Source organism: Kitasatospora sp. MBT66 (assembly GCF_000710405.2).
Classification (GTDB): Bacteria; Actinomycetota; Actinomycetes; order Streptomycetales; family Streptomycetaceae; genus Kitasatospora; species Kitasatospora purpeofusca.
Window position 1 is genome coordinate 129,788 of the sequence record NZ_JAIY01000008.1, and the last position, 21,041, is coordinate 150,828.

Below are 21,041 nucleotides of genomic sequence, written 5' to 3' on the forward strand. Positions count from 1 at the left end.
CCGCGGAATCCGCTGGAGTCCGGCACCCCGGCGCCGGACAATGGCGCGGTGATCGAGGTGGAGCGTGACAGCGCCGTCAACGTCAACGGCACCGGGCCGGAGCACCGGTCGTTCCCGCTGACCTTCAGCGTCCGCGCGGCGGGCGGTTCCTGGCTGGTCGACGCGACGGCCGCGACGGCCGGGGAGCTGGCCGGGCTGCTCGCCGACCGGGCGGCCGGTCCGGTCGCCGTCGTGGACCTGCACACCTGCAGCTTCGTGGACGAGCACTCCCGGTCCTGGTCGCCGTCCCTGATCGCGGCGGAGCTGGGCGTCGACGGCGCCGTCCACCCGGTCGGCGTGTGGGCGTCGGACACCATCGGGGTCGGCGAGGAGTTCCTGCTCCTGGACCGCGCCGAGCTGCCCCGCCTGCTGGACGACACCTGGACGCCCTACCAGGTGGCCGTGGTCGACCTGCCGGGCGAGGTGCCCCCCGAGCGGCTCGACGAGCTCGCCCTGGTCGTCGGAACGACCGCGTTCGACCAGCCGCTCCTCCCCCACCTCGACGGCTCCACCCTGTGGTTCTCCGGCCACGACGACTGCTACCTGCGGGTGGAGTCGACGGACCCGGCGGTGCCCGGCGCCCTGCTCGGCCGGCTGCTGGCCCTCATGGCCGGCTCGGCCCTGACCGACGCCGACGACGCCGTGCCGGTCCCGGAGCCCGACCCCGCCCTGACGGACCGGCTGATCGCCGCGGGCCCGCACTGGGCGGGCACGGTGGCGGCGGTGTCCGCGACCGAGGTGACGCTGACGCTGACGGCGCTCCCCCGGCGCCGGCGGCTGAGCGACCCGGCCCCGGCCGGGGCCTGGCGCGCGGTGACGCTCGACCTCGTGCGCGGCCGGTGGCGGCTCGGACCCGAGCAGCCGGCGGCCCGGTAGCCCGGTAGCCCCGAGGACCGTACCGGCGGATTTTCGGTGGCGGGCGCCCGGCACGGACCGTAGCGTCCCGGGCATGAACGCCAAGCGCCCGCTGATCGCCGTCCTCACCGGCGCCGGGATCTCCACCGACTCCGGTATCCCCGACTACCGCGGCCCGAACGGCCTGTGGCAGCGCGACCCGGGCGCGCAGCGGCTGGTCACCGCCGGCCCGTACCTGTCCGATCCGGAGGTACGCCGCGAGGCGTGGCGGCTGCGGGCCGCGACCGGCGCGCTCGCCGCCGAGCCGAACGCCGGGCACCGGGCCCTGGTGGAGCTGGAGCGGTCCGGGCTGCCGGTGCGGGTCCTCACCCAGAACGTCGACGGACTGCACCAGCGGGCCGGGCAGACCCCGCGCAAGGTGCTCGAACTCCACGGCACCGCGCGGGAGGTGCAGTGCGTGGACTGCCGCGCGACCGGCCCGATGGAGCAGGCCCTGGAGCGGGTCGCGGCCGGCGAGCCGGATCCGGCCTGCCGGGCCTGCGGCGGGATCCTGCGCCCGCGCACCGTGATGTTCGGCGAGCAGCTGGACACCGAGGTGCTCCGGCAGGCGGAGGCGATCAGCACGGCCTGCGAGCTGTTCATCGCCGTCGGCACCAGCCTGAAGGTCTACCCGGTGGCCGCGCTGCCGTACGACGCGGTGCGGTCCGGCGCCCGGCTGATCGTGGTGAACGGCGAGCCGACACCGCTCGACGAGGCCGCCGAGGAGGTCCTCCGGGAGCCGATCTCGACCGCCCTGCCGGCCCTGGTGGAACGGCTGGTCGCCCGCTTCGGCTGACCGCCCGCGCACGCCGGGCGCGGGCCTCGGGCACGGGCGTCGGAAAGGCCGCGATCTTTCCGAACTGCCAAGTCCCGGTGGCCTGTTCTGCGCTACGCTGCCGCGCGTAGCGGCGTGGTCGGTTTCCGGCCACGGGGGGAGGCCGCGCGGGCGGGGCACGCCCGCGCGCCGCACCGGGGCACGGGCGTGCCCGCTCCGCGGCGGCGCGTACGAAGGAGCCCTCATGACCCCAGGCCTGCTGCTGGACCGCACCGCGCTCGGGGGCGAACTGCGGGCGCTGGCCGACCGCCCCGGACTGGCGCACCGTCAGGAGGAGATCCGCGAACTGGGTCTGGCGCTCTCCGGCGCCGGCGACCTGGACCGCTGGGCCGAACTCGACCTGGTGCACAGTTTCGTCCGGCCGGAGAGCGTACGGGCCGCGGTCCGGCCCCGGCCCGCGCCGAGGTTCTGGGCCTGGGCCGAAGTGGCGCTCGGCGGCCTGGTGTTCGTCCCCCTGCTGGTCACCTGGGGCGGGCTGATGCAGGCCAGCGGCGCCTACCGGGAACTGATCGGCGCGGACCCCCGGCAGGCCGCGCGGCCGTTCCTCCAGCTCTGGCAGACCGGCTTCGAGGGCCGGCTGCCCGGCTGGGCCGGTTTCGGCGACATCGCGCGGTCCGCGACCCTGTTCATCGCGCTGCTGCTGGCGCTGTCCGTCGCGCACGGCCTGCGCAGGGCGGGCGCCGAGCGCCGCGAGGCGGCGGCCGAGGCCGAGGCGGAGGACCTGCTGGCCGAGCTGGCGCCCCTGCTCACCCGGGCCCAACTGGTACTGAACGAGCGCCGCCGCTCGACGCCGCAGCGCTTCGCGGCCGAGCTCACCGGTGCGGCGGAGACCCTGGAACGACTCGCCCGGCAGGCCGCCGACACCCAGCGCGAGCTGAGCGCGGCGGCGCTGGCCGTCGAGCGCTCGGTCGCCGGGGCCGAGCAGCGGCTGGCCGAGGCGCGCGAGGCGGTGGACCCGCTGCGCCGGGCCGTCGACGGCGTGGAGAAGGCGGTCGACGGCATCGGCCGGGCCGTGGACGGCGTCGGCCGGGCGGTGAAGGACAGCGGGGACCGGCTCGCCGAGACCGTCCGGGACGGCGCGGCGGCCACCGACAGCCTGGTCCACCGGAGCGGGAAGCAGGCCGCCGACGCGGTCGACCTGGTCCGGCAGGCCACCGACCGGGTCGGCACCGGACTCGCGGACGCCGGGGAGCGGGTGGAGGACGCGGTGCGGGACCTCGCGGTCGCCCAGCGCGGCTTCACCACCGGCGCGGAGACCGTCGCGGACGTCGGCGGGCAGGTGCTGGAGCGGCTCGACGGCCTGGCACGGGAGGTCGTGGCGATGGCGGACCGGGTGGCCGCCGCGGCCTCGGCGGCCACCGCGGCGGCGGCCCGGCTGGACGCGGCGGCCGACCGGCGGGGCGACGCGGCCCCGGGGATCGTCATGGTGAAGACCTCCGCCGGCCCCGGGCCCGACGAGGGCGCCGCCCGTTCCCGGGGCACCGTCGCGGCCGGCGGTACGGCCGACGACCTGGACGACCGGACGCTGCTGGAGCTGGACGAGGTGCCGGTGCACGGGCAGGGCCGATGAGGGGCCGGTTCCGGACCGCGCGGCCCGGCCCGCGCGGCACCCACCTGGTCGGCTGGCTGTTCGCCGACATGCTGCTGGTGCTCGCCCTGGTCGCGATGGGCGACCAGGGCGACCCGGTGGCCGCCGAACGGGCCGCCGCGACACCCACCCCCGCCGCCGGCGCGAGCGCCACCGCGAGCGCCGCACCGCTGCCCACCCCCACCCCCACCGGGCCGCGCGGGGTCGAGCACGACCCGGTCACCGTCGACGTGACCGGGGACTCCTCGGACACGGCGGGCCTGGCCGCGCAGATCCGCGCCGCCACCGAGCCGTACGCCGGACGGCAGGCGGCCGTGGTCCTCACCTTCGGCAGCAACCGCGACCCGGGCGCCGGCCAGGCCTACGCCCACACCGTCAACGGCCTGCTCGCGCAGGCCCGTCCGGAGATGTTCCGGGGCACCACCGCACGGGACTTCATCTCGCTCGCGGACAACCCCCGGCACGCCTCGCTGGAGATCTACTTCTACACCGGCTGACCGCCACAGCGGCCGACCGCCGACGCCCTGCCGTTCGAAGGAGAAGTGCAGTGCAGATCCTCCCGTTCTACGCCGTCTGCGACGAGTCCTCGTCCATGACCTTGCACATCGACACCCTCAACAAGGCCCTGTTCGAGCTCCACCAGGAGATCAGCACCAACCCGACCGTCGCCGACAAGACCCGGTTCGGACTGATCGGCTTCTCCACCGACGCCCACGAGCTCCAGCCGCTGGTCGACCTGAGCGACCTCGAGGAGCTGCCGGCCCTGGAGGCCTCCGGCCTGACGTCCTACGGCAGAGCCTTCGACCTGCTCCGCCGGGCGATCGAGCGGGACGTGACGGAGCTGAAGGCGGAGGGCCACGACGTCTACCGCCCGGTGGTCTTCTTCCTCTCCGACGGCGAGCCGACCGACAACGACTGGGAGCAGCCCTACCAGGACCTGCTCGCCGCCGCGTTCCGGCCGCACATCATCGCCTTCGGCATCACCGAGGGCGCCGACCGGACGGTGATCGCGCAGGTCGCGACCTTCAAGGCCTTCATGCAGGAGGACGGGAACGCCGATGTGGCGCCCGCGCTGCGGGAGTTCGCGGCCAGCCTGACCCGGTCGATCGTGCGCTCGGTGAGCGGCGCGACCGCCGCCGGCACCGGTATGAGCCTCCAGGTCGACGACCAGGTGCCCGGCTTCACCGCCGTCTCGCTCGACAAGCTCTGAGCCGGGCCGCCGGATGAATCCGCACGAGAGTCAGCCACCGGGCGGCCAGGTGCCCGAGCCCTGGCCGGAGCACGCGCCGACCCGCAAGGACGACCCGTACGAGGTCACCGCCCCCGTCCACGAGGACTGGGTCCTCAAGCCGCCGGACCTTGCGCCGGCCCCGGCTCCCGCCGACGCCGTCGTGGGGCCCGTCGTCACCCCCGGGCGGGTGACGCCCGAGAACTTCCTGCCGCGGCCGATCGGCCAGGGCCCGGCCGCGGTCCGCGAGCCCTGGGCGGACCCGGTGTCGCCGCTCGGCGGCCCGGTCGAACCGGCCGCCGCCGCACCCCCGGCCGCGCACCCGGCCGGAACGACCGCGCCCACCGGGAGCGCGCCCACCGGCGCCGACCCGGTCGTCCGGCCGCCCTCGTTCCGGAGCCCGGGACCGCTCGCCCACGTCGGCCGCAAGGCCCCCGCCTACCCCGCCGAACCGACCGACATCCCCACCGTCCGCGGCGGCGACCTCTACGGCGTCCTGCTGCCCGACACCGTCGTGGACGGCGGCCGGTTCGGCCCGGTCACCGTCCGGGCCGCCTCCGTGCGCGGCGACTCGCACCGCTACGCGGCCGAGTGCCGGCAGGACGCCGCGCTGGTCGTCCGGGCCGGCGGGCTGCTGCTGGTCGCGGTCGCCGACGGCGTCGGCTCCCAGCCGCACTCCCACCACGGCTCCAACGGCATCGTCCGGCTGCTGGCCAAGCAGGTCCTGCCGCGGGCGGACATCCTGCTGGACCTGCTGCGGACCGGCGCGGCGGTGGACTTCGCCGACCTGACGGGCCGGCTCGTCGCCGCCGCGGCCGCGGAACTCGCCCAGGAGGCCGAGCGGTTCGGACATCCACCGAAGACCTGGTCGACCACCCTCCGGGCGCTGCTGGTACCGGCCGACCCGGAGGTCCGGACCAGGGGCTTCGTCGCGGTCGGCGACGGCGGACTGCTGCGGCTGCGCGCGGGCGGCTGGGAGAACCTGGACGCCGACGGGGACGGCGGCGGCGCCGGCCCGGGCACGCTGATCAGCACCCGGACGGACTGCCTGCCTGAGGCGTACGAGCGCGCCCGGACGGCGCTGATCACCGACACCCGCCCCGGTGACGTGCTGGTGCTCTGCACCGACGGGCTCGCCCTCCCCCTGGTCAAGGAGCCCGAGCTGCGGGGGTTCCTCGGCGGGCGCTGGGGCCGCGAGGTGCCCGGCCTGGCCGAGTTCCTCTGGCAGGCCCAGGTCCGGGTGCGCAGCTACGACGACGACCGCTCGGTCGTCTGCCTCTGGGAGGCCCCGGCATGACCGCCGACATCGCCGCCATCGCCGGCGCGCTGGCCGGCGGCACGGACCTCGGCCTCGCCCTGCTGCCCGCCGGCCCCGAGGCCGGCCGGGGCGGCCAGGGCCTGGTGCGGCGGCTGGACGGCGTCCCGGGCGTGCTGTTCAAGCGCTACCTGGAACCCGGGCGGGTGCGCGGCCCGGCCCTGGCCGAGCTGGTCGCGCTGCGGCTCGCCCTGCCGCCGGACGACCGGGACCGGCTGGACGCGCAGGCCGCCTGGCCGCTCTGCCGGGTGGTGGACGGCCCGCACTGCGTCGGCTTCCTGATGCGCGAGGCGCCCGCCCCGATGACCTGGCGGACGGCCTCCGGCGGGTCCAGGCTCACCGAGGCGCAGTACCTGCTCTACCCGGAGAAGCCCGCCACCCAGGGCGTCGTCCGCCCGGACCCGGAGCAGCGGCTCGCCCTGGTACTGGAGCTGCTGGGACTGATCGACCGGCTGCACCGTCTCGGGCTGGTGATCGGCGACCTCTCGCACGCCAATGTGCTCTGGTCGGTGCGGCCCGCACCGGCGGTGCACCTGCTGGACTGCGACGGCATCCGCCGGGTCGGGGCGGCGCCGGTGCTGGAACAGGCGGACACCCCCAACTGGTCCGACCCGCTCTCCCCGCACGGCAGCGCCTCCTCGGTGGACAGCGACCGCTACAAGGCGGCCCTGCTGGTCGGCCGGATCCTGGCCCAGGACCCGTACCTGGTGCCGGGCGCGCCGTTCGAGCCGCTGCCCGGGGTGCTGACGGAACGGCAGCTGGGCCTGGCCCGCCGGGTCTGGGAGCAGGCCGGCGGACCCTACGGGACCCGGCCGGACCCGACCGCCTGGCTGCCGGCGCTCGGCACCCGGGGCAGCATCCCGCTCGCCCCGGCCGTCGCGCCGGTGCCGCGTCCGTCCCGGCCGGTCGACGCGCGGCTGTTCGACGGCCGGGCGCCCCGGGGCAGCATCCGGCTGCGACGGCCGGACTGACGGGCGAACCGACGGGCGGGCCGACGGCCGGACCGGCGGGCGGGCGCCGGGCAGGACAGAGGCCGGGCAGGGCAGGGCGACGGCGGGCCCTCCGCCCCTGGGGCCGGACCGAGCGCGTGCGTACGATGATCCTTCCGGCTCCCCCTCACGGCCTGGAGTGATCGACCGATGACGACGACGGTGAAGTTCGACCCCTGGTCGGCGGCGTTCGTGGCCCACCCCTACGACGCGTACGCCGAGCTGCGCGCCCAGGGCCCGGCGACCTATTTCGAAGCCACCGACCAGTGGCTGGTCCCGCGCTACGCCGATGTCGGCGCGCTGCTGCGGGACCGCCGCCTCGGCCGCACCTACACCCACCGGTTCAGCCACCAGGAGTTCGGCCGCCCCGAACCCGACCCGGCGCACGAGCCGTTCCACACCCTCAACGACAACGGCCTGCTCGACCTGGAGGCCCCGGACCACACCCGGATCCGCCGCCTGGTCTCCAAGGCCTTCACCCCGCGCATGGTCGAGGGCCTGCGGCCGACCGTGCGGCGGCTGGCCGGCGAACTCGTCGACGACCTGCTCGCGGCCGGCGGCGGCGACCTGATCGCCGCCGTCGCCGAGCCGCTGCCGGTCGCGGTGATCGCCGAGATGCTCGGTGTCCCGGAGTCCGACCGGCACCTGCTGCGCCCCTGGTCGGCCGACATCACCGGGATGTTCGAGCTCAACCCGTCCGAGGAGACCGCCCGCCGGGCCGTCACCGCGAGCACCGAGTTCTCCGACTACCTCCGCGCCCTGATCCGCGACCGCCGCACCGCCCCCGGCACCGACCTGATCAGCGCGCTGATCCAGGCCCAGGAGGGCTCCGACGCGCTCAGCGAGCAGGAGATGGTGTCCACCTGCGTCCTGCTGCTCAACGCCGGCCACGAGGCCACCGTCAACACCACCGGCAACGGCTGGTGGGCGCTGTTCCGCAACCCCGCCGAACTCGCCCGGCTGCGCGCCGACGTGGACGGGCTGCTGCCCACCGCCGTCGAGGAGCTGATGCGCTGGGACACCCCGCTGCAGATGTTCGAGCGCTGGGTGCTGGAGGACATCGAGATCGGCGGCGTGACCGTCCCGCGCGGCGCCGAGATCGCCCTGCTCTTCGGCTCCGCCAACCGCGACCCCGAGCGCTTCACCGACCCCGACCGGCTCGACCTCGGCCGCGCCGACAACCCGCACATCACCTTCGGCGCCGGAATCCACTTCTGTCTCGGCGCCCCCCTTGCCAGACTGGAGCTCACCGAGTCCTACGGCACCCTGCTCCGCCGCGCCCCGGGTCTGCGGCTGGTCCGCGAGCCCGAGTGGCGCCCGGGCTACGTGATCCGCGGACTGGAGGAACTGCTGGTCGAGGTGTGACACAAGAGGGGGAGCGGGCCGTGGGCGACAAGGCGACGGGGGCCCTGCTGGGGCTGGCGATCGGGGACGCGCTGGGCAAGGTCACCGAGTTCTCGGAGGTCGAGCTGATCGCGTGGCAGTGGCCGGACTGGCGGCGGCTGCCGCTGCCGGACGACGGGCTGGTCACCGACGACACCCAGATGACGCTGGCCCTGGCCCGCGCCCTGCGCACCGCACTGGCGGACCGGCCGCTCACCCCGCAGAGCCTGGAACCGCCGCTGCGCGCCGAGTTCCTCGCCTGGGCGAGCTCGCCCGAGAACAACCGCGCCCCCGGCATGACCTGTCTGCGCTCCTGCGACCGGCTCGCCTCGCCCGGGGTGCGCTGGCAGCTCGCGAGCGACGTCGGCTCCAAGGGCTGCGGCGCCAATATGCGGGTCGCCCCGCTCGGCCTGGTCCGCGAGCTGACGACGGCGCAGCTGGCCGGCGCGGCCCAGCTCCAGTCCGGCCTCACCCACGGCCACCCCACCGCGCTCGCCGCCAGCGAGCTCACCGCCTACGCCGTCCGCAAGCTCGCCGAGGGCCTGCCGCCGGCCGGACTGCCCGCCGTGCTGCGCGCGTACGCGCTCTCCCGCCGCGGCCGCTATGACGCGCACTGGCTCGACGACCTCGCGGCGCACGCCCAGGACCGCACCACCGAGGGCTTCGCCACCCGCGGCTGGGACGAGTGCCTGGCGGTGCTCGACCGGCTCGACGCCGCGCTCGCCGCGCCGGACGTCGAGGCCGACCCCTGCCTGGCCACCGGCGCGGGCTGGATCGCCGAGGAGGCGTTCGCCACCGGGCTGCTCTGCTTCCTGCTGCTCCCGGACGACCCGGTGGCCGCCGTCCGCCGGGCCGCGTACTCCTCCGGGGACTCCGACTCGATCGCCTGCCTGGCCGGCGCCTTCGCCGGGGCCCACCTGGGCGCCGACGCCTGGCCGGCGGACTGGGTGGAGCGGATCGAGCACCGGGACGAGCTGCTGGAGTTCGGCGCGCTCTGGGACTGACCGGCGCTCCGGCCGCTCGCCGCCCGGCGGCGCGGCCCTCCCGGCGGAACCGGGTCCGAGCGGGCCGCGTCGAACCGGCACCGAGGTACGGGCACCGGCCCGTGCCGGGACCCAGGGGCGAGGTCAGCCATGTCCGCCACGACCGTCCGCACCCGCCGCCCGGCGGTGCTCCTGCTCTGCTGCGCGGCGCTGCTCGCCGCCTGCGGCTCCACCGGCGCCGGGACCGGGGTGGTCCGGGCCGACTCCGCCTCGCTGCCACCCGCGGACCCGGCGGCGGTCGCCGCCACCGCGACGGCGACCGCCGCGTTCGGGCTCGACCTGCTGCACACCCTCACCGCCGCTCCCGGCGCGGCCGGCGGCAACCTGGTGCTGTCGCCGTCCGGCCTGGCGACCGTCCTCGCCATGGTGCTGCCCGGGGCCCGGGGCACCACCGCCGAGCAGCTGGCCGAGGCCCTGCACACCGGGCTCTCCCCCGAGCAGTACGCACTCGCCACCGGCGCCCTGAACCGGGCCGGCGCGCCGGGCGGCAAGGGCGGAACCGTCCTGCGGCGCTCCGACGACGTCTGGGCCCAGCGCGACTTCCCGCTCGACCCGCACTACCTCGGGGTGCTGGCCGCCGGCTTCGGCACCGGTGTGCGCACCACCGACTTCCGCAAGGACCCGGAGGGCGCCAGGAAGGCCGTCAACGGCGTCGTCGAGAAGGCCACCGAGGGCCGGATCAAGGACCTCTTCGCCGAGGGGCAGATCAATCCGGACACCCGGCTCGCGCTCACCGACGCGCTGTACCTCAAGGCCGACTGGGCCCACCCGTTCAAGGCCGGGCGGACCACCGGCCTGCCGTTCCACCGCCTCGACGGCTCCGAGGCGGCTGTGCCGACCATGGCCGGCACCGAGTCGCTGCGCTACGCCGAGGGCTCCGGCGGCATCCTCGGCGAACCCTGGCAGGCCGTCGAACTCCCCTACGCGGGAAGCACCCTGGCGATGGACCTGATCGTGCCCGCGCAGGGCGGCTTCACGGCGTTCCGGCAGGGGCTGGACCGGGCGCAGCTGGACCTCGTACTGGGCGCGCTCACCGAGCGGACGGTCGATCTCACCCTGCCGAAGTTCCGCTTCGACAGCGGGAACGAGCTCACACCCGTGCTGAAGGCGCTCGGCGTCACCGCCGCGTTCGAGGCCGACGCCGATCTCTCCGGCGTCCCGGGGCCGGGCGCCGCCGAGCGGCTCCGGATCGGCCCGGTGGTGCAGAAGGCCACCGTCCAGGTCGACGAGCAGGGCACGGTCGCGGCCGCCGGCAGCGGCGTCGGGGTGGAGGCGGCGGCCGCGCCGGCACCCCGGGACCCGGCCCGGCTGCACATCGACCGGCCGTTCCTGTTCCTGGTCCGGGACACCGCGACCGGGCTGCCGCTCTTCCTCGGCCAGGTCACCGACCCCGCGGCGTAGGGCCCGTCGGTCAGACCGGGTAGCGGTCCCCGAGCGCCGGGTGGCCCGGCTCCCGGCTGCCGAACAGCACCAGCAGGTCGTCCGCCGTCCGCAGCAGCGTCTCCCGGCCCTCCACCGCCTCGGTCCAGTCGGCCGGCAGCCCCGAGGCGCCGTACGCGGCGCCGACCAGGTTGCCGCAGACCGCGCCGGTGGAGTCGCTGTCCCCGGAGTGGTTCACCGACAGCAACAGCGCCGCCCGGGCCGGATCGGCGTCCTCGGTCCCCGCCAGCAGGCAGTACACCGCGATCGCCAGGCACTCCTCGGCGATCCAGCCGAGGCCGACCCGCTCCACCGCCTCCGCCGACGGCCCGGACTCCTGGGCCACCCGCACCGCCCGGGCCAGCGCCTGCACCGTCTCCTTCGAGGCCGGCCACTCCCGGGTCTGCTCCACCGTCTCGCCGACCGCCGCCCAGGGCTCCGTCCCGGCCGCCAGCCGCTCCACCAGCGCCGCGAAGGCGCCCGCCGCCAGGTACCCGGTCGGGTGCCCGTGGGTCAGCTGCGCGCACTGCGCGGCCAGTCCGAACGCCTGCTCCGCCCCCAGCCGGCCGAGGCCGAACGGGGCCGAGCGCATCACCGTGCCGCAGCCCTTGGAGTGCGCGTTGATCGGTCCCGGCTGCCCCAGCGCCACCGGCGCCTCGAACACCGGGTGGTACTGCACCCCGGTCAGGCAGGCGTTGCCGGGCGCCCGCCGCGCGTACAGGAACGGCTCGCGCAGCAGCCAGCCGTCGTACGGGTGGGGCAGCGGCTCGCGGTCGGGCGCGCCCTGCTGCTGGGTGAGCAGCCAGCGCCGGTACGCGCCGTGCACCGCCTCCGGCACCGAACCGCCGCCGCCCGACCAGCCCCGGACGAAGCCGCGGATCAGGCCCTCGGCGGTGAAGAGGGTCATCTGGGTGTCGTCGGTGACCTCGGCGACCAGCCCGCCGCCCGGCAGGCCGGTCACCCCGTCCGGCCCGAAGCGCTCCCGGATCTGGTCCAGCCGCTGGAACTCCACCGGCCAGCCCAGCGCGTCGCCGACCGCTCCGCCGAGCAGGGCGCCGCGCACCCGGTCCCGGTAGCCGGTCTCCGTAGTCGTACTCACACTGCCCGCCCCTCGTCGGTCCCCGCGCCCTGTTGTACCAGGCGCCCGGATCCCGGCCGAGGCTCCCCGCCGGGCGACCCGCCCCGGGATCGGCCCCGGGCCGGCCGCGGCGCCGACCGCGGGCTCAGCCGCGGATCTCTCCCGAACGGCCGCGCAGGGACGCCCGGTCGGCCGCCGCCCGGCCCGCCGCCCAGCCCTCGCCGTCGCTCACCCGCACCCGCTGCGACACCAGCTTGGGGAACATCCGGCCGACCTCGTGGTCCACCGCCTCGGTGCGCGCCTTCAGGGCCGGCAGCAGCCGCTCGTCCGGGACCAGCTGCTCCGCAGTGCCGTCCTCGCGCAGGTGCCGGCCGGCCGCCGCGTCGCTGGTCGTCCGCTCGGTCGCCTCGGTCAGCCGCTCCCGGATCCGCGCCGCGTACGCGACCAGGAAGGACTGCCGGAACGCCTTGGTGCGGGAGGCCCCGTCCAGGTGCTGCCGGGCCCCGGCCTGCTGCATCGCGTGGGTGGCCTGCACCAGCAGCGAGGTGTAGAGCAGCTCGACGCCGTCGAGGTCGGCGTCGAAGCCGATCACGGTGCAGAAGCCGAACTCCTTCGCCCACACCACCCGGCAGCGGTTGGCCGCCGCCACGGCGTCCAGCAGCATCGTCTTGGGACCCTCGTACGGGTTGTCCACCCCGATCCGCAGCGCACCCGGGGCGTGCGGGTCGGCGCCCTCGACGGCGAGCAGCGCCTCGTCGATGCTGTGCTGGGCCATCAGCTGCTGGGCCTTGGCGGTCAGCGCCTCGGCCTCCTCGGGGAAGTCGGTGGACTCGGCCTTCGCCAGCAGCGCGCGGATCCGCGACAGCATCCGGGGCTCGCCCGCCACCGGACCGCGCTGCCGCTGCTCCGCGCGCGCCGAGTGCGCCGAGTGTGCGGCCCGCCCGGGGGCGGGGCCGACCGGGGCGATCGGCGGCAGCCGGCCCCAGCTGCGCAGCAGCTCCAGCAGCACGGTGGCCAGCGCGAACCGGTCCAGCCGGTGCCGCTGGGCGAAGCCGGACAGGTACGCCTCGTCGGAGGGCCACCAGACCGCCGCCTCCAGCTCCCGCAGCTGCTCCTGCCAGCGGCGGTCGAGCACGGCGGCCGGGTGGCGGCGCCCCTCGGCGGCGATGAGGTCCACGGCGAGCGCCAGGTGCACCGGCTTCAGATCGCGCCGCACCACCCGCACCAGGTCCGCCGGGCGCCAGCCGGCCGACCAGCACCGGCCGACCGCCGTGTCGGCGTGGCCCAGCGCCGCCCGGCTCACCGCCGGCCACAACCCGGCGGAGGCCGCCAGCAGTGAGGCGCCGGTGTCCAGCGCGAGGTCGAGTCCCTCCTCGGGGGCCGTCACCACCCCGCGCACCGCCGTGTCCAGCAGCACCCCGACGTCCCCGCCCTCGCCGTTGCCACTCTGTCCACGCCTGCCCACGCCTACCTCGTCCCACGAACGGTCCCGTGCATCTCCCGCCCATGATGCCGGACCGCCCCGCCGGACGTCGGGTCTCCGGCCGGGCACCCTGCTCCGGGGTCCGCCGCTCGGGCAGCTCGGACCGCTCAGGCCGCTCGGACCGCTCAGGCCGCTCAGGCAGCTCGGGCCGCTCGGGCCGCGACCGGCCGGCGGGCCCCCGGGCCGAATCCGGCCAGCGGGGCCAGCGCCACCAGCTGGCAGACCGCGGCGAGCGGCAGGAACGCGAGGTCCGCCGCCGTCAGCACGGTCCCGACGGCCACCAGCACCGGACTCCACCAGCGCAGCACCCGCCCGGCCCCGACCGAGGCGCCCACCAGCAGCGCCAGCAGCCCCAGGTGGAACAGCAGCGGGAGCACCGAGTAGAAGGCCGGTTCGACGCCCGGCCGGCTCTGCACCGCCTCGAACAGCCGGTGCTGGTCCGCCTTGTCCACCGCCACCGCACCGACGTACAGGTCGATCCCGATCTGCCCCAGCGAGGCGGCGAGCCCGGTGAGCGCCGCGCCGAGCGCCACCCGACCGGCCACCCGGGCCGCGGGTGTCCGACGCGGGCCGGGGGCCCGCTCCAGCGCCACCAGCAGCGGGGCGAACAGCAGCAGGGCCAGCATCAGCAGGCTGTGGCCGACCAGCCAGCCGGGGCCGGGGTCGCGCGATCCGTCCAGCAGCCGGATGCCGCCGTACAGCCCCGCCAGCACGGGGGCGGCGAGGACGGCGACGGTGGTGAGGCGGGCGGGCGGCACGGTGTTCACGGGGCACTCCTGACGAGGTGGGGTCCGCCGGCCCGGCCGGCGGCTCCGGCGACGGCCGGCACCACGGATCCTGTCGGCCGGGACCCTCGTCGCGAATCGCCCGCACCGGCGAACCCGGCGGCTCCCCCGCGCGAGGGAGGACACCTCAGCCCCGCCCCCGCCCCGCGCGCGGTCAGCCCTCGCCTGCCACCACCGCGCCCGCCTCGTAGGCGAACACCACCGCGTGCACCCGGTCCCGCAGCCCCAGCTTGGCCAGCACATTGCTGACATGGGTCTTCACCGTGTGCTCGCTCACCACCAGCTCGGCGGCGATCTCGGCGTTGGACAGCCCCCGGGCCAGCAGCACCAGCGTCTCCCGCTCGCGCGCGGTCAGCTGCTCCAGCAGCCGGGACGGCGGCCGCGCCGGGCGCTCGCCGGAGCCGGGACGCCGGGCGGCGAACTCGCCGATCAGCCGGCGGGTCACCGAGGGCGCCAGCAGGGCGTCCCCGGAGGCCACCATCCGGACGCCGTGCGCCAGGTCGTCCCGGCGGACGTCCTTGAGCAGGAAGCCGCTGGCGCCCGCGTACAGCGCGTCGAAGACGTAGTCGTCGATGTCGAAGGTGGTCAGCATGATCACCTTGGTGCCCGGGTACTCGGCGCACACCCGTCGGGCCGCCTCCAGACCGTCCATGACCGGCATCCGGACGTCCAGCAGCAGCACGTCCGGGCCGTGCACGCGGACCGCCTCGACCGCCTCGGCCCCGTCCGCCGCCTCGGCGACCACCTCGATGTCCGGCTGCGCGTCCAGGATCATCCCGAACCCGGCCCGCACCAGCTCCTGGTCGTCCGCGACGACCACCCTGATCGGCTTCACGCCCCCACCCTCTCCTCGCCGCCCAGCGGCAGCCGGGCGGTCACCAGGAACCCCCGGCCCTCCGGCCCGGGACCGGCCTCCGCCCGGCCGCCGCAGGCCGCCGCCCGCTCCCGGATGCCGACCAGCCCCCGGCCGCCGGAGAGGCCGCCCGCCGCGCGGTCCGGCCGCAGCCGCACCCCGCGCCCGTCGTCGGACACCAGCACCACCAGTTCCGTCCCCTCCCGGACCACCCGGACCTCGATCCGGCCGGCCTCCGCGTGCTTGACCGTGTTGGTCAGCGCCTCCTGCACGATCCGGTAGCCGGCCGCCTCGATGTCGGCGGGCAGCGGCCCGGCCGGATCGTCGACCTCAAGCTCGACCCGCACCCCGGTGCGGCGCACCCGCTCGGCCAGCGCGGGCAGTTCGGCCAGCCGGGGCTGCGGGGCCAGCTCCGGCACCGCGCCGTCCTCCTTCAGCACCCCCAGGACCCGCCGCAGCTGGACCATGGCGTCCCGCCCGGAGTCGGCGATGGTGTCGAAGACCTTGATCGCCCGGTCCGGATCGCCGCGCACCACCAGCGGCCCCGCCTCCGCCTGGATCACCATCAGCGAGACGGCGTGCGCCAGGATGTCGTGCATCTCCCGCGCGATCCGGGCGCGTTCCTCGACCACCGCGCGGGCCGCGTCACTGGCCGCCCGCCGGCCGGCCTCCCGGGCCCGCTCCGCCTCCACCGCCGCCAGCCGGCGCAGCTCCCGCACCAGGCAGCCGAAGACGAACGCCCCGACCGAGGTGAGCAGCGAGAACAGCGCGCCGTTCGGCGAGCGGGTGCCCACCACATTGGCGACCACGGTCACCGCCAGCACCGTCCAGCGCTGCCGCTCCCCGGCCCGGTCGGCCACCGTGTAGAGGGCGATCACCGCGTACAGCGGCAGTTGCGGCATCGCCGAGTGGGCGAGCACCGAGAGCAGCGCCGACAGCCCGCCGCTGAGCGCCAGTACGGTGACCGGCGCCCGGCGCCGCCAGGGCAGCGGCAGGGCCGTCCCGAACGCCAGCAGGTAGACCCACCAGTCCCAGGCGGTGTCGTCGTGGTACACCGACCAGACCGAGACCGCCGCCGAGCCCACCGCCAACAGGCCGTCGACCACGTACGGGTCGACCCCGGTCACCCGGGCACGCCACTGCGCCACTCGTTCCGTCACAGCATCTCCCCCGTACCCGGGGAACCCGTCCCCGCCCAGAAGATCATGCCCGACCGGCAGCTCGGTGGGCAGTCCCGGCCCGGCCCCAGGCCCAGGCCCAGCCCCAGACCCGGAGCCCGGCCCGGCCACCGGTTCAGCCACCGACGACCGCCACGCCCCCGGTCCCGGCCCGCGCCGTGATGCTGCGGGCCGCGCCGGCCTGCCGGGGCACCGTCACCTCGACCCCGCCGACGTCGGTCCCGGCGTCCACCGCGTACGGCTCGCCGCCGGGCACCGCGACCCGGATCCCGCCGATCCCGGCCCGGACCTCCACCGAGGTCGGGCTCGCGGCGAAGGAGAGCTCGACCCCGCCGGTGTCCGCGACCACCCGGACCTTCGCCGAGGTCAGACCGCTCGCCTCCACCCCGCCGACACCGGCCGTGGCCTGCACCTCCCCGGCCAGGCCGCGCAGCCGGATCCCGCCGGTCCCGCTGTTCAGCCGCACCGCCGTGCCGGCCGGGACGGTCACCTCGTAGCCGACCCCGCAGTGCGAGCAGTCGTAGTCCAGCCGGAGCGTGCCGTCCACCAGCGAGTGCCTGGTCCGCGGCGGGTCGCCGCGGTAGTCCTGCTTCTCGACCACCCGCAGGGTGTCCCCGGCCCGGACCTCGATGCCGCCGGTCCGCCCGTCCACCACCAGCTCGTCCACCGGCCCGGCCACCCCGTAGGAGACCGTCAGCCGCTCGCGGCCCTCCTCCCACTCCCAGAAGCAGCCGACCGAGCCCAGCGCCACCGCCCCGGTGATCGCCGCCGCCCCCAGCACCCGTCGCACGTCCATGCCCGCGTCCTCCACCCGTCCTCGTTCCGACGGTTACGAGCCTGGCGCTCCCCGCCCCCGCGACGCCTCCCCCGCCGGACCGGTTTCCCGCCCTCCCCCGCGCGACGGAGTCCGGGAACGCCGCAGGGCGGCCACCCCGTTCGGGGTGACCGCCCTGCGATCAGGAACCTTCGACTCAGCCGGTGTACGGGCCGTAGTCGTAGTCGTCCAGCGGGACCGCCTGGCCGGAGCCGGCGCCGAAGGGCGACAGGTCGTAGTCGTCGTAGCCGACGGCCGAGTACATCGCGGCCTTGGCCTCCTCGGTCGGCTCGACCCGGATGTTGCGGTAGCGGGGCAGACCCGTACCGGCCGGGATGAGCTTACCGAGGATGACGTTCTCCTTGAGGCCCAGCAGCGGGTCCGACTTGGCGTGGATCGCCGCGTCGGTGAGGACCCGGGTCGTCTCCTGGAAGGAGGCGGCCGACAGCCAGGACTCGGTGGCCAGCGAGGCCTTGGTGATACCCATCAGCTGCGGACGGCCGGAGGCGGGGTGACCGCCCTCGGAGACCACACGACGGTTCTCGGTCTCGAAGCGGCCGCGCTCGACGAGTTCGCCCGGGAGCAGCTCGGCGTCGCCCGACTCGATGATCGTCACGCGGCGGAGCATCTGCCGGATGATGATCTCGATGTGCTTGTCGTGGATCGACACACCCTGCGAGTTGTAGACCTTCTGGACCTCGGCGACCAGGTGGATCTGGACGGCACGCTGGCCCATGATCCGCAGCACGTCGTGCGGGTTGGTGGCACCCATGGTCAGCTTCTGGCCGACCTCGACCGCCTCGCCCTCGCTGACGAGCAGCTTCACACGCTTCGAGACCGGGTAGGCAATCTCGTCGGTGCCGTCGTCCGGCGTGACGACCAGCTTGCGGGTCTTCTCGGTGTCCTCGATGCGGACCCGGCCCTGGGCCTCCGAGATCGGGGCCACACCCTTGGGGGTACGGGCCTCGAAGAGCTCGACGACACGGGGCAGACCCTGCGTGATGTCGTCACCGGCCACACCACCGGTGTGGAAGGTACGCATGGTCAGCTGGGTACCGGGCTCACCGATGGACTGGGCGGCGATGATGCCGACCGCCTCACCGATGTCGACCAGCTTGCCGGTGGCCAGCGAGCGGCCGTAGCAGAAGGCACAGGTGCCGACGGCCGACTCACAGGTCAGGATCGAGCGGGTCTTGACCTCGCTGATGCCGTGGCGGATCAGCTCGTCGATCAGCACGTCACCGAGGTCGGTGTTGGCGGTGGCAAGGAGCTTGCCGTCCACCGTGATGTCCTCGGCGAGCATGCGGGCGTAGACGCTGGTCTCGACGTCGTCCGTCTTGCGCAGGACGCCGTTCTCGACCGTGCCGATCGCCAGCTTGAGGCCGCGCTCGGTGCCGCAGTCCTCCTCGCGAATGATGACGTCCTGGGAGACGTCGACCAGACGACGGGTGAGGTAGCCGGAGTCGGCGGTACGGAGGGCGGTGTCCGCGAGACCCTTACGGGCACCGTGGGTGGAGATGAAGTACTCCAGCACGGAGAGGCCCTCACGGAACGACGCCTTGATGGGTCGCGCGATGGTCTCGTTCTTCGCGTTGGACACCAGACCACGCATACCGGCGATCTGACGCATCTGCATCATGTTTCCACGAGCACCCGAGTCGACCATCATGAAGATGGGGTTCGTCTTCGGGAAGTTCTCGTTCATGGCCTCGGCGACCTCGTTGGTCGCCCGGGTCCAGATGCCGATGAGCTCCTGCTTGCGCTCGTCGTTGGTGATCAGACCGCGCTCGTACTGCTTCTGGATCTTCTCCGCCTGGGCCTCGTAGCCCTCGAGGATCTGGCCCTTGTTCGGCGGGACCACGACGTCGGAGATCGAGACGGTGACACCCGAACGGGTCGACCAGTGGAAGCCGGCCGCCTTCAGGTTGTCCAGGGTCGCCGCGACGGTGACCTTGGGGTAGCGCTCGGCCAGGTCGTTGACGATCGCGGAGAGCTGCTTCTTGCCCACCTCGTAGTCGACGAACGGGTAGTCCTCGGGCAGCAGCTCGTTGAAGAGCGCGCGGCCCAGGGTCGTCTTCAGGCGGAAGGACTCGCCCTCGAACCAGGACGACTGACCGTCCTCGTCCAGCGGCGGGGTCCAGCCGCGCGGCGGCACGGTGCCGATCGGCAGGCGCAGCTCGATCGGAGCCTGGACGCCCAGCTCGCGGGCGTCGAAGGCCATGATCGCCTCGGCGGTCGACGAGAAGGTGCGGCCGGCGCCCTTCACGTTGTCGCGGTCCGAGGTCAGGAAGAACAGACCGAGCACCATGTCCTGGGTCGGCATGGTGACGGGGCGACCGTCGGCCGGCTTCAGGATGTTGTTCGAGGACAGCATCAGGATGCGGGCCTCGGCCTGCGCCTCCGCGGAGAGCGGCAGGTGGACGGCCATCTGGTCACCGTCGAAGTCCGCGTTGAACGCGGTGCAGACGAGCGGGTGGATCTGGATGGCCTTGCCCTCGACCAGCTGCGGCTCGAAGGCCTGGATGCCGAGGCGGTGCAGGGTGGGCGCACGGTTCAGCAGGACCGGGTGCTCGGCGATGACCTCTTCGAGGACGTCCCACACGACCGGGCGGGCACGCTCGACCATGCGCTTGGCCGACTTGATGTTCTGCGCGTGGTTCAGGTCGACCAGGCGCTTCATCACGAACGGCTTGAAGAGCTCCAGCGCCATGGCCTTCGGCAGACCGCACTGGTGCAGCTTGAGCTGCGGGCCGACGACGATGACCGAACGGGCCGAGTAGTCGACTCGCTTGCCGAGCAGGTTCTGGCGGAAACGACCCTGCTTGCCCTTCAGCATGTCGCTGAGGGACTTCAGCGGGCGGTTGCCCGGGCCGGTGACCGGACGGCCGCGACGGCCGTTGTCGAACAGCGCGTCGACGGCCTCCTGGAGCATGCGCTTCTCGTTGTTCACGATGATCTCGGGCGCGCCGAGGTCGAGAAGCCGCTTCAGGCGGTTGTTGCGGTTGATGACACGGCGGTACAGGTCGTTCAGGTCGGAGGTCGCGAAGCGGCCACCGTCCAGCTGCACCATCGGACGCAGGTCCGGCGGGATGACCGGGACGCAGTCCAGCACCATGCCGTTGGGCTTGTTGGTGGTCTGCAGGAACGCGGAGACGACCTTGAGGCGCTTGAGCGCACGGGTCTTCTTCTGGCCCTTGCCGGTGCGGATGATCTCGCGCAGGCGCTCGGACTCCTCCGCCAGGTCGAAGGTCTCGAGGCGGTCCTTGAGGGCCGCCGCGCCCATCGAGCCGGAGAAGTAGGTGCCGAAGCGGTCGCGCAGCTCGCGGTAGAGCAGCTCGTCGCCCTCGAGGTCCTGGACCTTGAGGTTCTTGAAGCGGGCCCACACCTCGTCGAGGCGGTCGAGCTCGCGCTGCGCGCGGTCGCGCAGCTGCTTCATCTCGCGCTCGGCGCCCTCGCGCACCTTGCGGCGCACATCGGCCTTGGCGCCCTCGGCCTCCAGCTCGGCGAGGTCGGTCTCGGCCTTCTTGGCACGCGTCTCCAGGTCGGAGTCGCGACGGTTCTCGATCTGCTGACGCTCGACCGAGACGTGCGCCTCGAGGGACGGCAGGTCGCGCTGACGGCGCTCGTCGTCCACCCAGGTGATCATGTAGGCGGCGAAGTAGATGACCTTCTCGAGGTCCTTCGGCGCCAGGTCCAGCAGGTAGCCGAGGCGGGACGGCACACCCTTGAAGTACCAGATGTGGGTGACCGGGGCGGCCAGCTCGATGTGGCCCATCCGCTCACGGCGCACCTTGGCGCGGGTCACCTCGACGCCGCAGCGCTCACAGATGATGCCCTTGAAGCGGACGCGCTTGTACTTGCCGCAGTAGCACTCCCAGTCCCGGGTCGGACCGAAGATCTTCTCGCAGAAGAGTCCGTCCTTTTCGGGCTTCAGGGTGCGGTAGTTGATGGTCTCCGGCTTCTTGACCTCGCCGTGCGACCACTGGCGGATGTCGTCGGCGGTGGCCAGGCCGATGCGGAGCTCGTCGAAGAAGTTGACGTCAAGCACTGGTCGTCAAGCCCTCTTTCGTAAGTCGAGAGTCGTTCATGTGGTCTGAGGGGGGCCTGGGGGCGGGCC

General features: G+C 74.7%; 17 protein-coding genes. 10 read left to right on the forward strand and 7 right to left on the reverse strand.

All coding sequences use genetic code 11. The features are described 5' to 3' along the window. The first annotated feature begins 48 nt into the window (after positions 1-48). From BI06_RS21840 to BI06_RS21885, 10 genes are all read left to right on the forward strand, one after another. Positions 49-915: a hypothetical protein gene (locus BI06_RS21840; protein ID WP_043470757.1), complete on the forward strand. Its 867-nt coding sequence runs from the start codon at positions 49-51 to the stop codon at positions 913-915. A 73-nt stretch (positions 916-988) separates the two neighbouring features. Next, entirely contained in the window at positions 989-1,729 is a 741-nt protein-coding gene (locus BI06_RS21845; RefSeq protein ID WP_030393272.1) for a Sir2 family NAD-dependent protein deacetylase, read from the forward strand. A gap of 223 nt (positions 1,730-1,952) precedes the next feature. Continuing rightward, the gene (locus BI06_RS21850; RefSeq protein ID WP_051741573.1) at positions 1,953-3,338 is read left to right on the forward strand and encodes a hypothetical protein; all 1,386 of its coding nucleotides are present in this window, start codon (positions 1,953-1,955) and stop codon (positions 3,336-3,338) included. Continuing rightward, complete coding sequence (locus tag BI06_RS21855; protein WP_030393270.1) at positions 3,335-3,853, forward strand: hypothetical protein; 519 nt, start codon at positions 3,335-3,337, stop codon at positions 3,851-3,853. Before BI06_RS21850 ends, BI06_RS21855 begins: the two co-directional genes overlap by 4 nt. 50 nt (positions 3,854-3,903) lie before the next feature. Further along, a complete protein-coding gene (locus tag BI06_RS21860; protein WP_030393269.1) occupies positions 3,904-4,566 on the forward strand; it encodes a VWA domain-containing protein in 663 nt (220 codons plus the stop codon). A 49-nt stretch (positions 4,567-4,615) separates the two neighbouring features. Further along, positions 4,616-5,881 carry a protein phosphatase 2C domain-containing protein gene (locus BI06_RS21865; protein WP_051741574.1) on the forward strand — a complete coding sequence of 422 codons (1,266 nt, stop codon included), beginning with the start codon at positions 4,616-4,618 and terminating at the stop codon, positions 5,879-5,881. Further along, the gene (locus BI06_RS21870; RefSeq protein WP_030393267.1) at positions 5,878-6,870 is read left to right on the forward strand and encodes a hypothetical protein; all 993 of its coding nucleotides are present in this window, start codon (positions 5,878-5,880) and stop codon (positions 6,868-6,870) included. The genes BI06_RS21865 and BI06_RS21870 overlap by 4 nt, the downstream gene beginning before the upstream one ends. Positions 6,871-7,038: 168 nt before the next feature. After that, complete coding sequence (locus tag BI06_RS21875; RefSeq protein ID WP_030393266.1) at positions 7,039-8,253, forward strand: cytochrome P450; 1,215 nt, start codon at positions 7,039-7,041, stop codon at positions 8,251-8,253. Between the two features lie 20 nt (positions 8,254-8,273). Continuing rightward, positions 8,274-9,275: an ADP-ribosylglycohydrolase family protein gene (locus tag BI06_RS21880; protein WP_233290254.1), complete on the forward strand. Its 1,002-nt coding sequence runs from the start codon at positions 8,274-8,276 to the stop codon at positions 9,273-9,275. Between the two features lie 129 nt (positions 9,276-9,404). After that, the gene (locus tag BI06_RS21885; protein WP_043470763.1) at positions 9,405-10,715 is read left to right on the forward strand and encodes a serpin family protein; all 1,311 of its coding nucleotides are present in this window, start codon (positions 9,405-9,407) and stop codon (positions 10,713-10,715) included. A gap of 10 nt (positions 10,716-10,725) precedes the next feature. Here BI06_RS21885 and BI06_RS21890 read toward each other — a convergent pair whose 3' ends face one another. The 7 genes from BI06_RS21890 to BI06_RS21920 form a co-directional block, all read right to left on the reverse strand. After that, on the reverse strand, positions 10,726-11,832 hold the full coding sequence (locus tag BI06_RS21890) for an ADP-ribosylglycohydrolase family protein (RefSeq protein ID WP_030393263.1): 1,107 nt from the start codon (positions 11,830-11,832) through the stop codon (positions 10,726-10,728). A gap of 124 nt (positions 11,833-11,956) precedes the next feature. Then, positions 11,957-13,276 carry a DUF2786 domain-containing protein gene (locus BI06_RS21895; protein WP_341845482.1) on the reverse strand — a complete coding sequence of 440 codons (1,320 nt, stop codon included), beginning with the start codon at positions 13,274-13,276 and terminating at the stop codon, positions 11,957-11,959. A gap of 152 nt (positions 13,277-13,428) precedes the next feature. After that, positions 13,429-14,061 carry a hypothetical protein gene (locus BI06_RS21900; RefSeq protein WP_051741576.1) on the reverse strand — a complete coding sequence of 211 codons (633 nt, stop codon included), beginning with the start codon at positions 14,059-14,061 and terminating at the stop codon, positions 13,429-13,431. Positions 14,062-14,233: 172 nt separating this feature from the next. Continuing rightward, positions 14,234-14,854, reverse strand: a complete 621-nt coding sequence (locus tag BI06_RS21905; protein ID WP_051741712.1) for a response regulator transcription factor — start codon at positions 14,852-14,854, stop codon at positions 14,234-14,236. 56 nt (positions 14,855-14,910) lie between these two features. After that, entirely contained in the window at positions 14,911-16,092 is a 1,182-nt protein-coding gene (locus BI06_RS21910) for a sensor histidine kinase (RefSeq protein ID WP_063764193.1), read from the reverse strand. Between the two features lie 133 nt (positions 16,093-16,225). Then, complete coding sequence (locus BI06_RS21915) at positions 16,226-16,906, reverse strand: hypothetical protein (protein ID WP_030393258.1); 681 nt, start codon at positions 16,904-16,906, stop codon at positions 16,226-16,228. 175 nt (positions 16,907-17,081) lie between these two features. Next, positions 17,082-20,972, reverse strand: coding sequence for a DNA-directed RNA polymerase subunit beta' (locus BI06_RS21920; protein WP_030393257.1), 3,891 nt, complete (start codon positions 20,970-20,972; stop codon positions 17,082-17,084). Positions 20,973-21,041 lie beyond the last annotated feature (69 nt).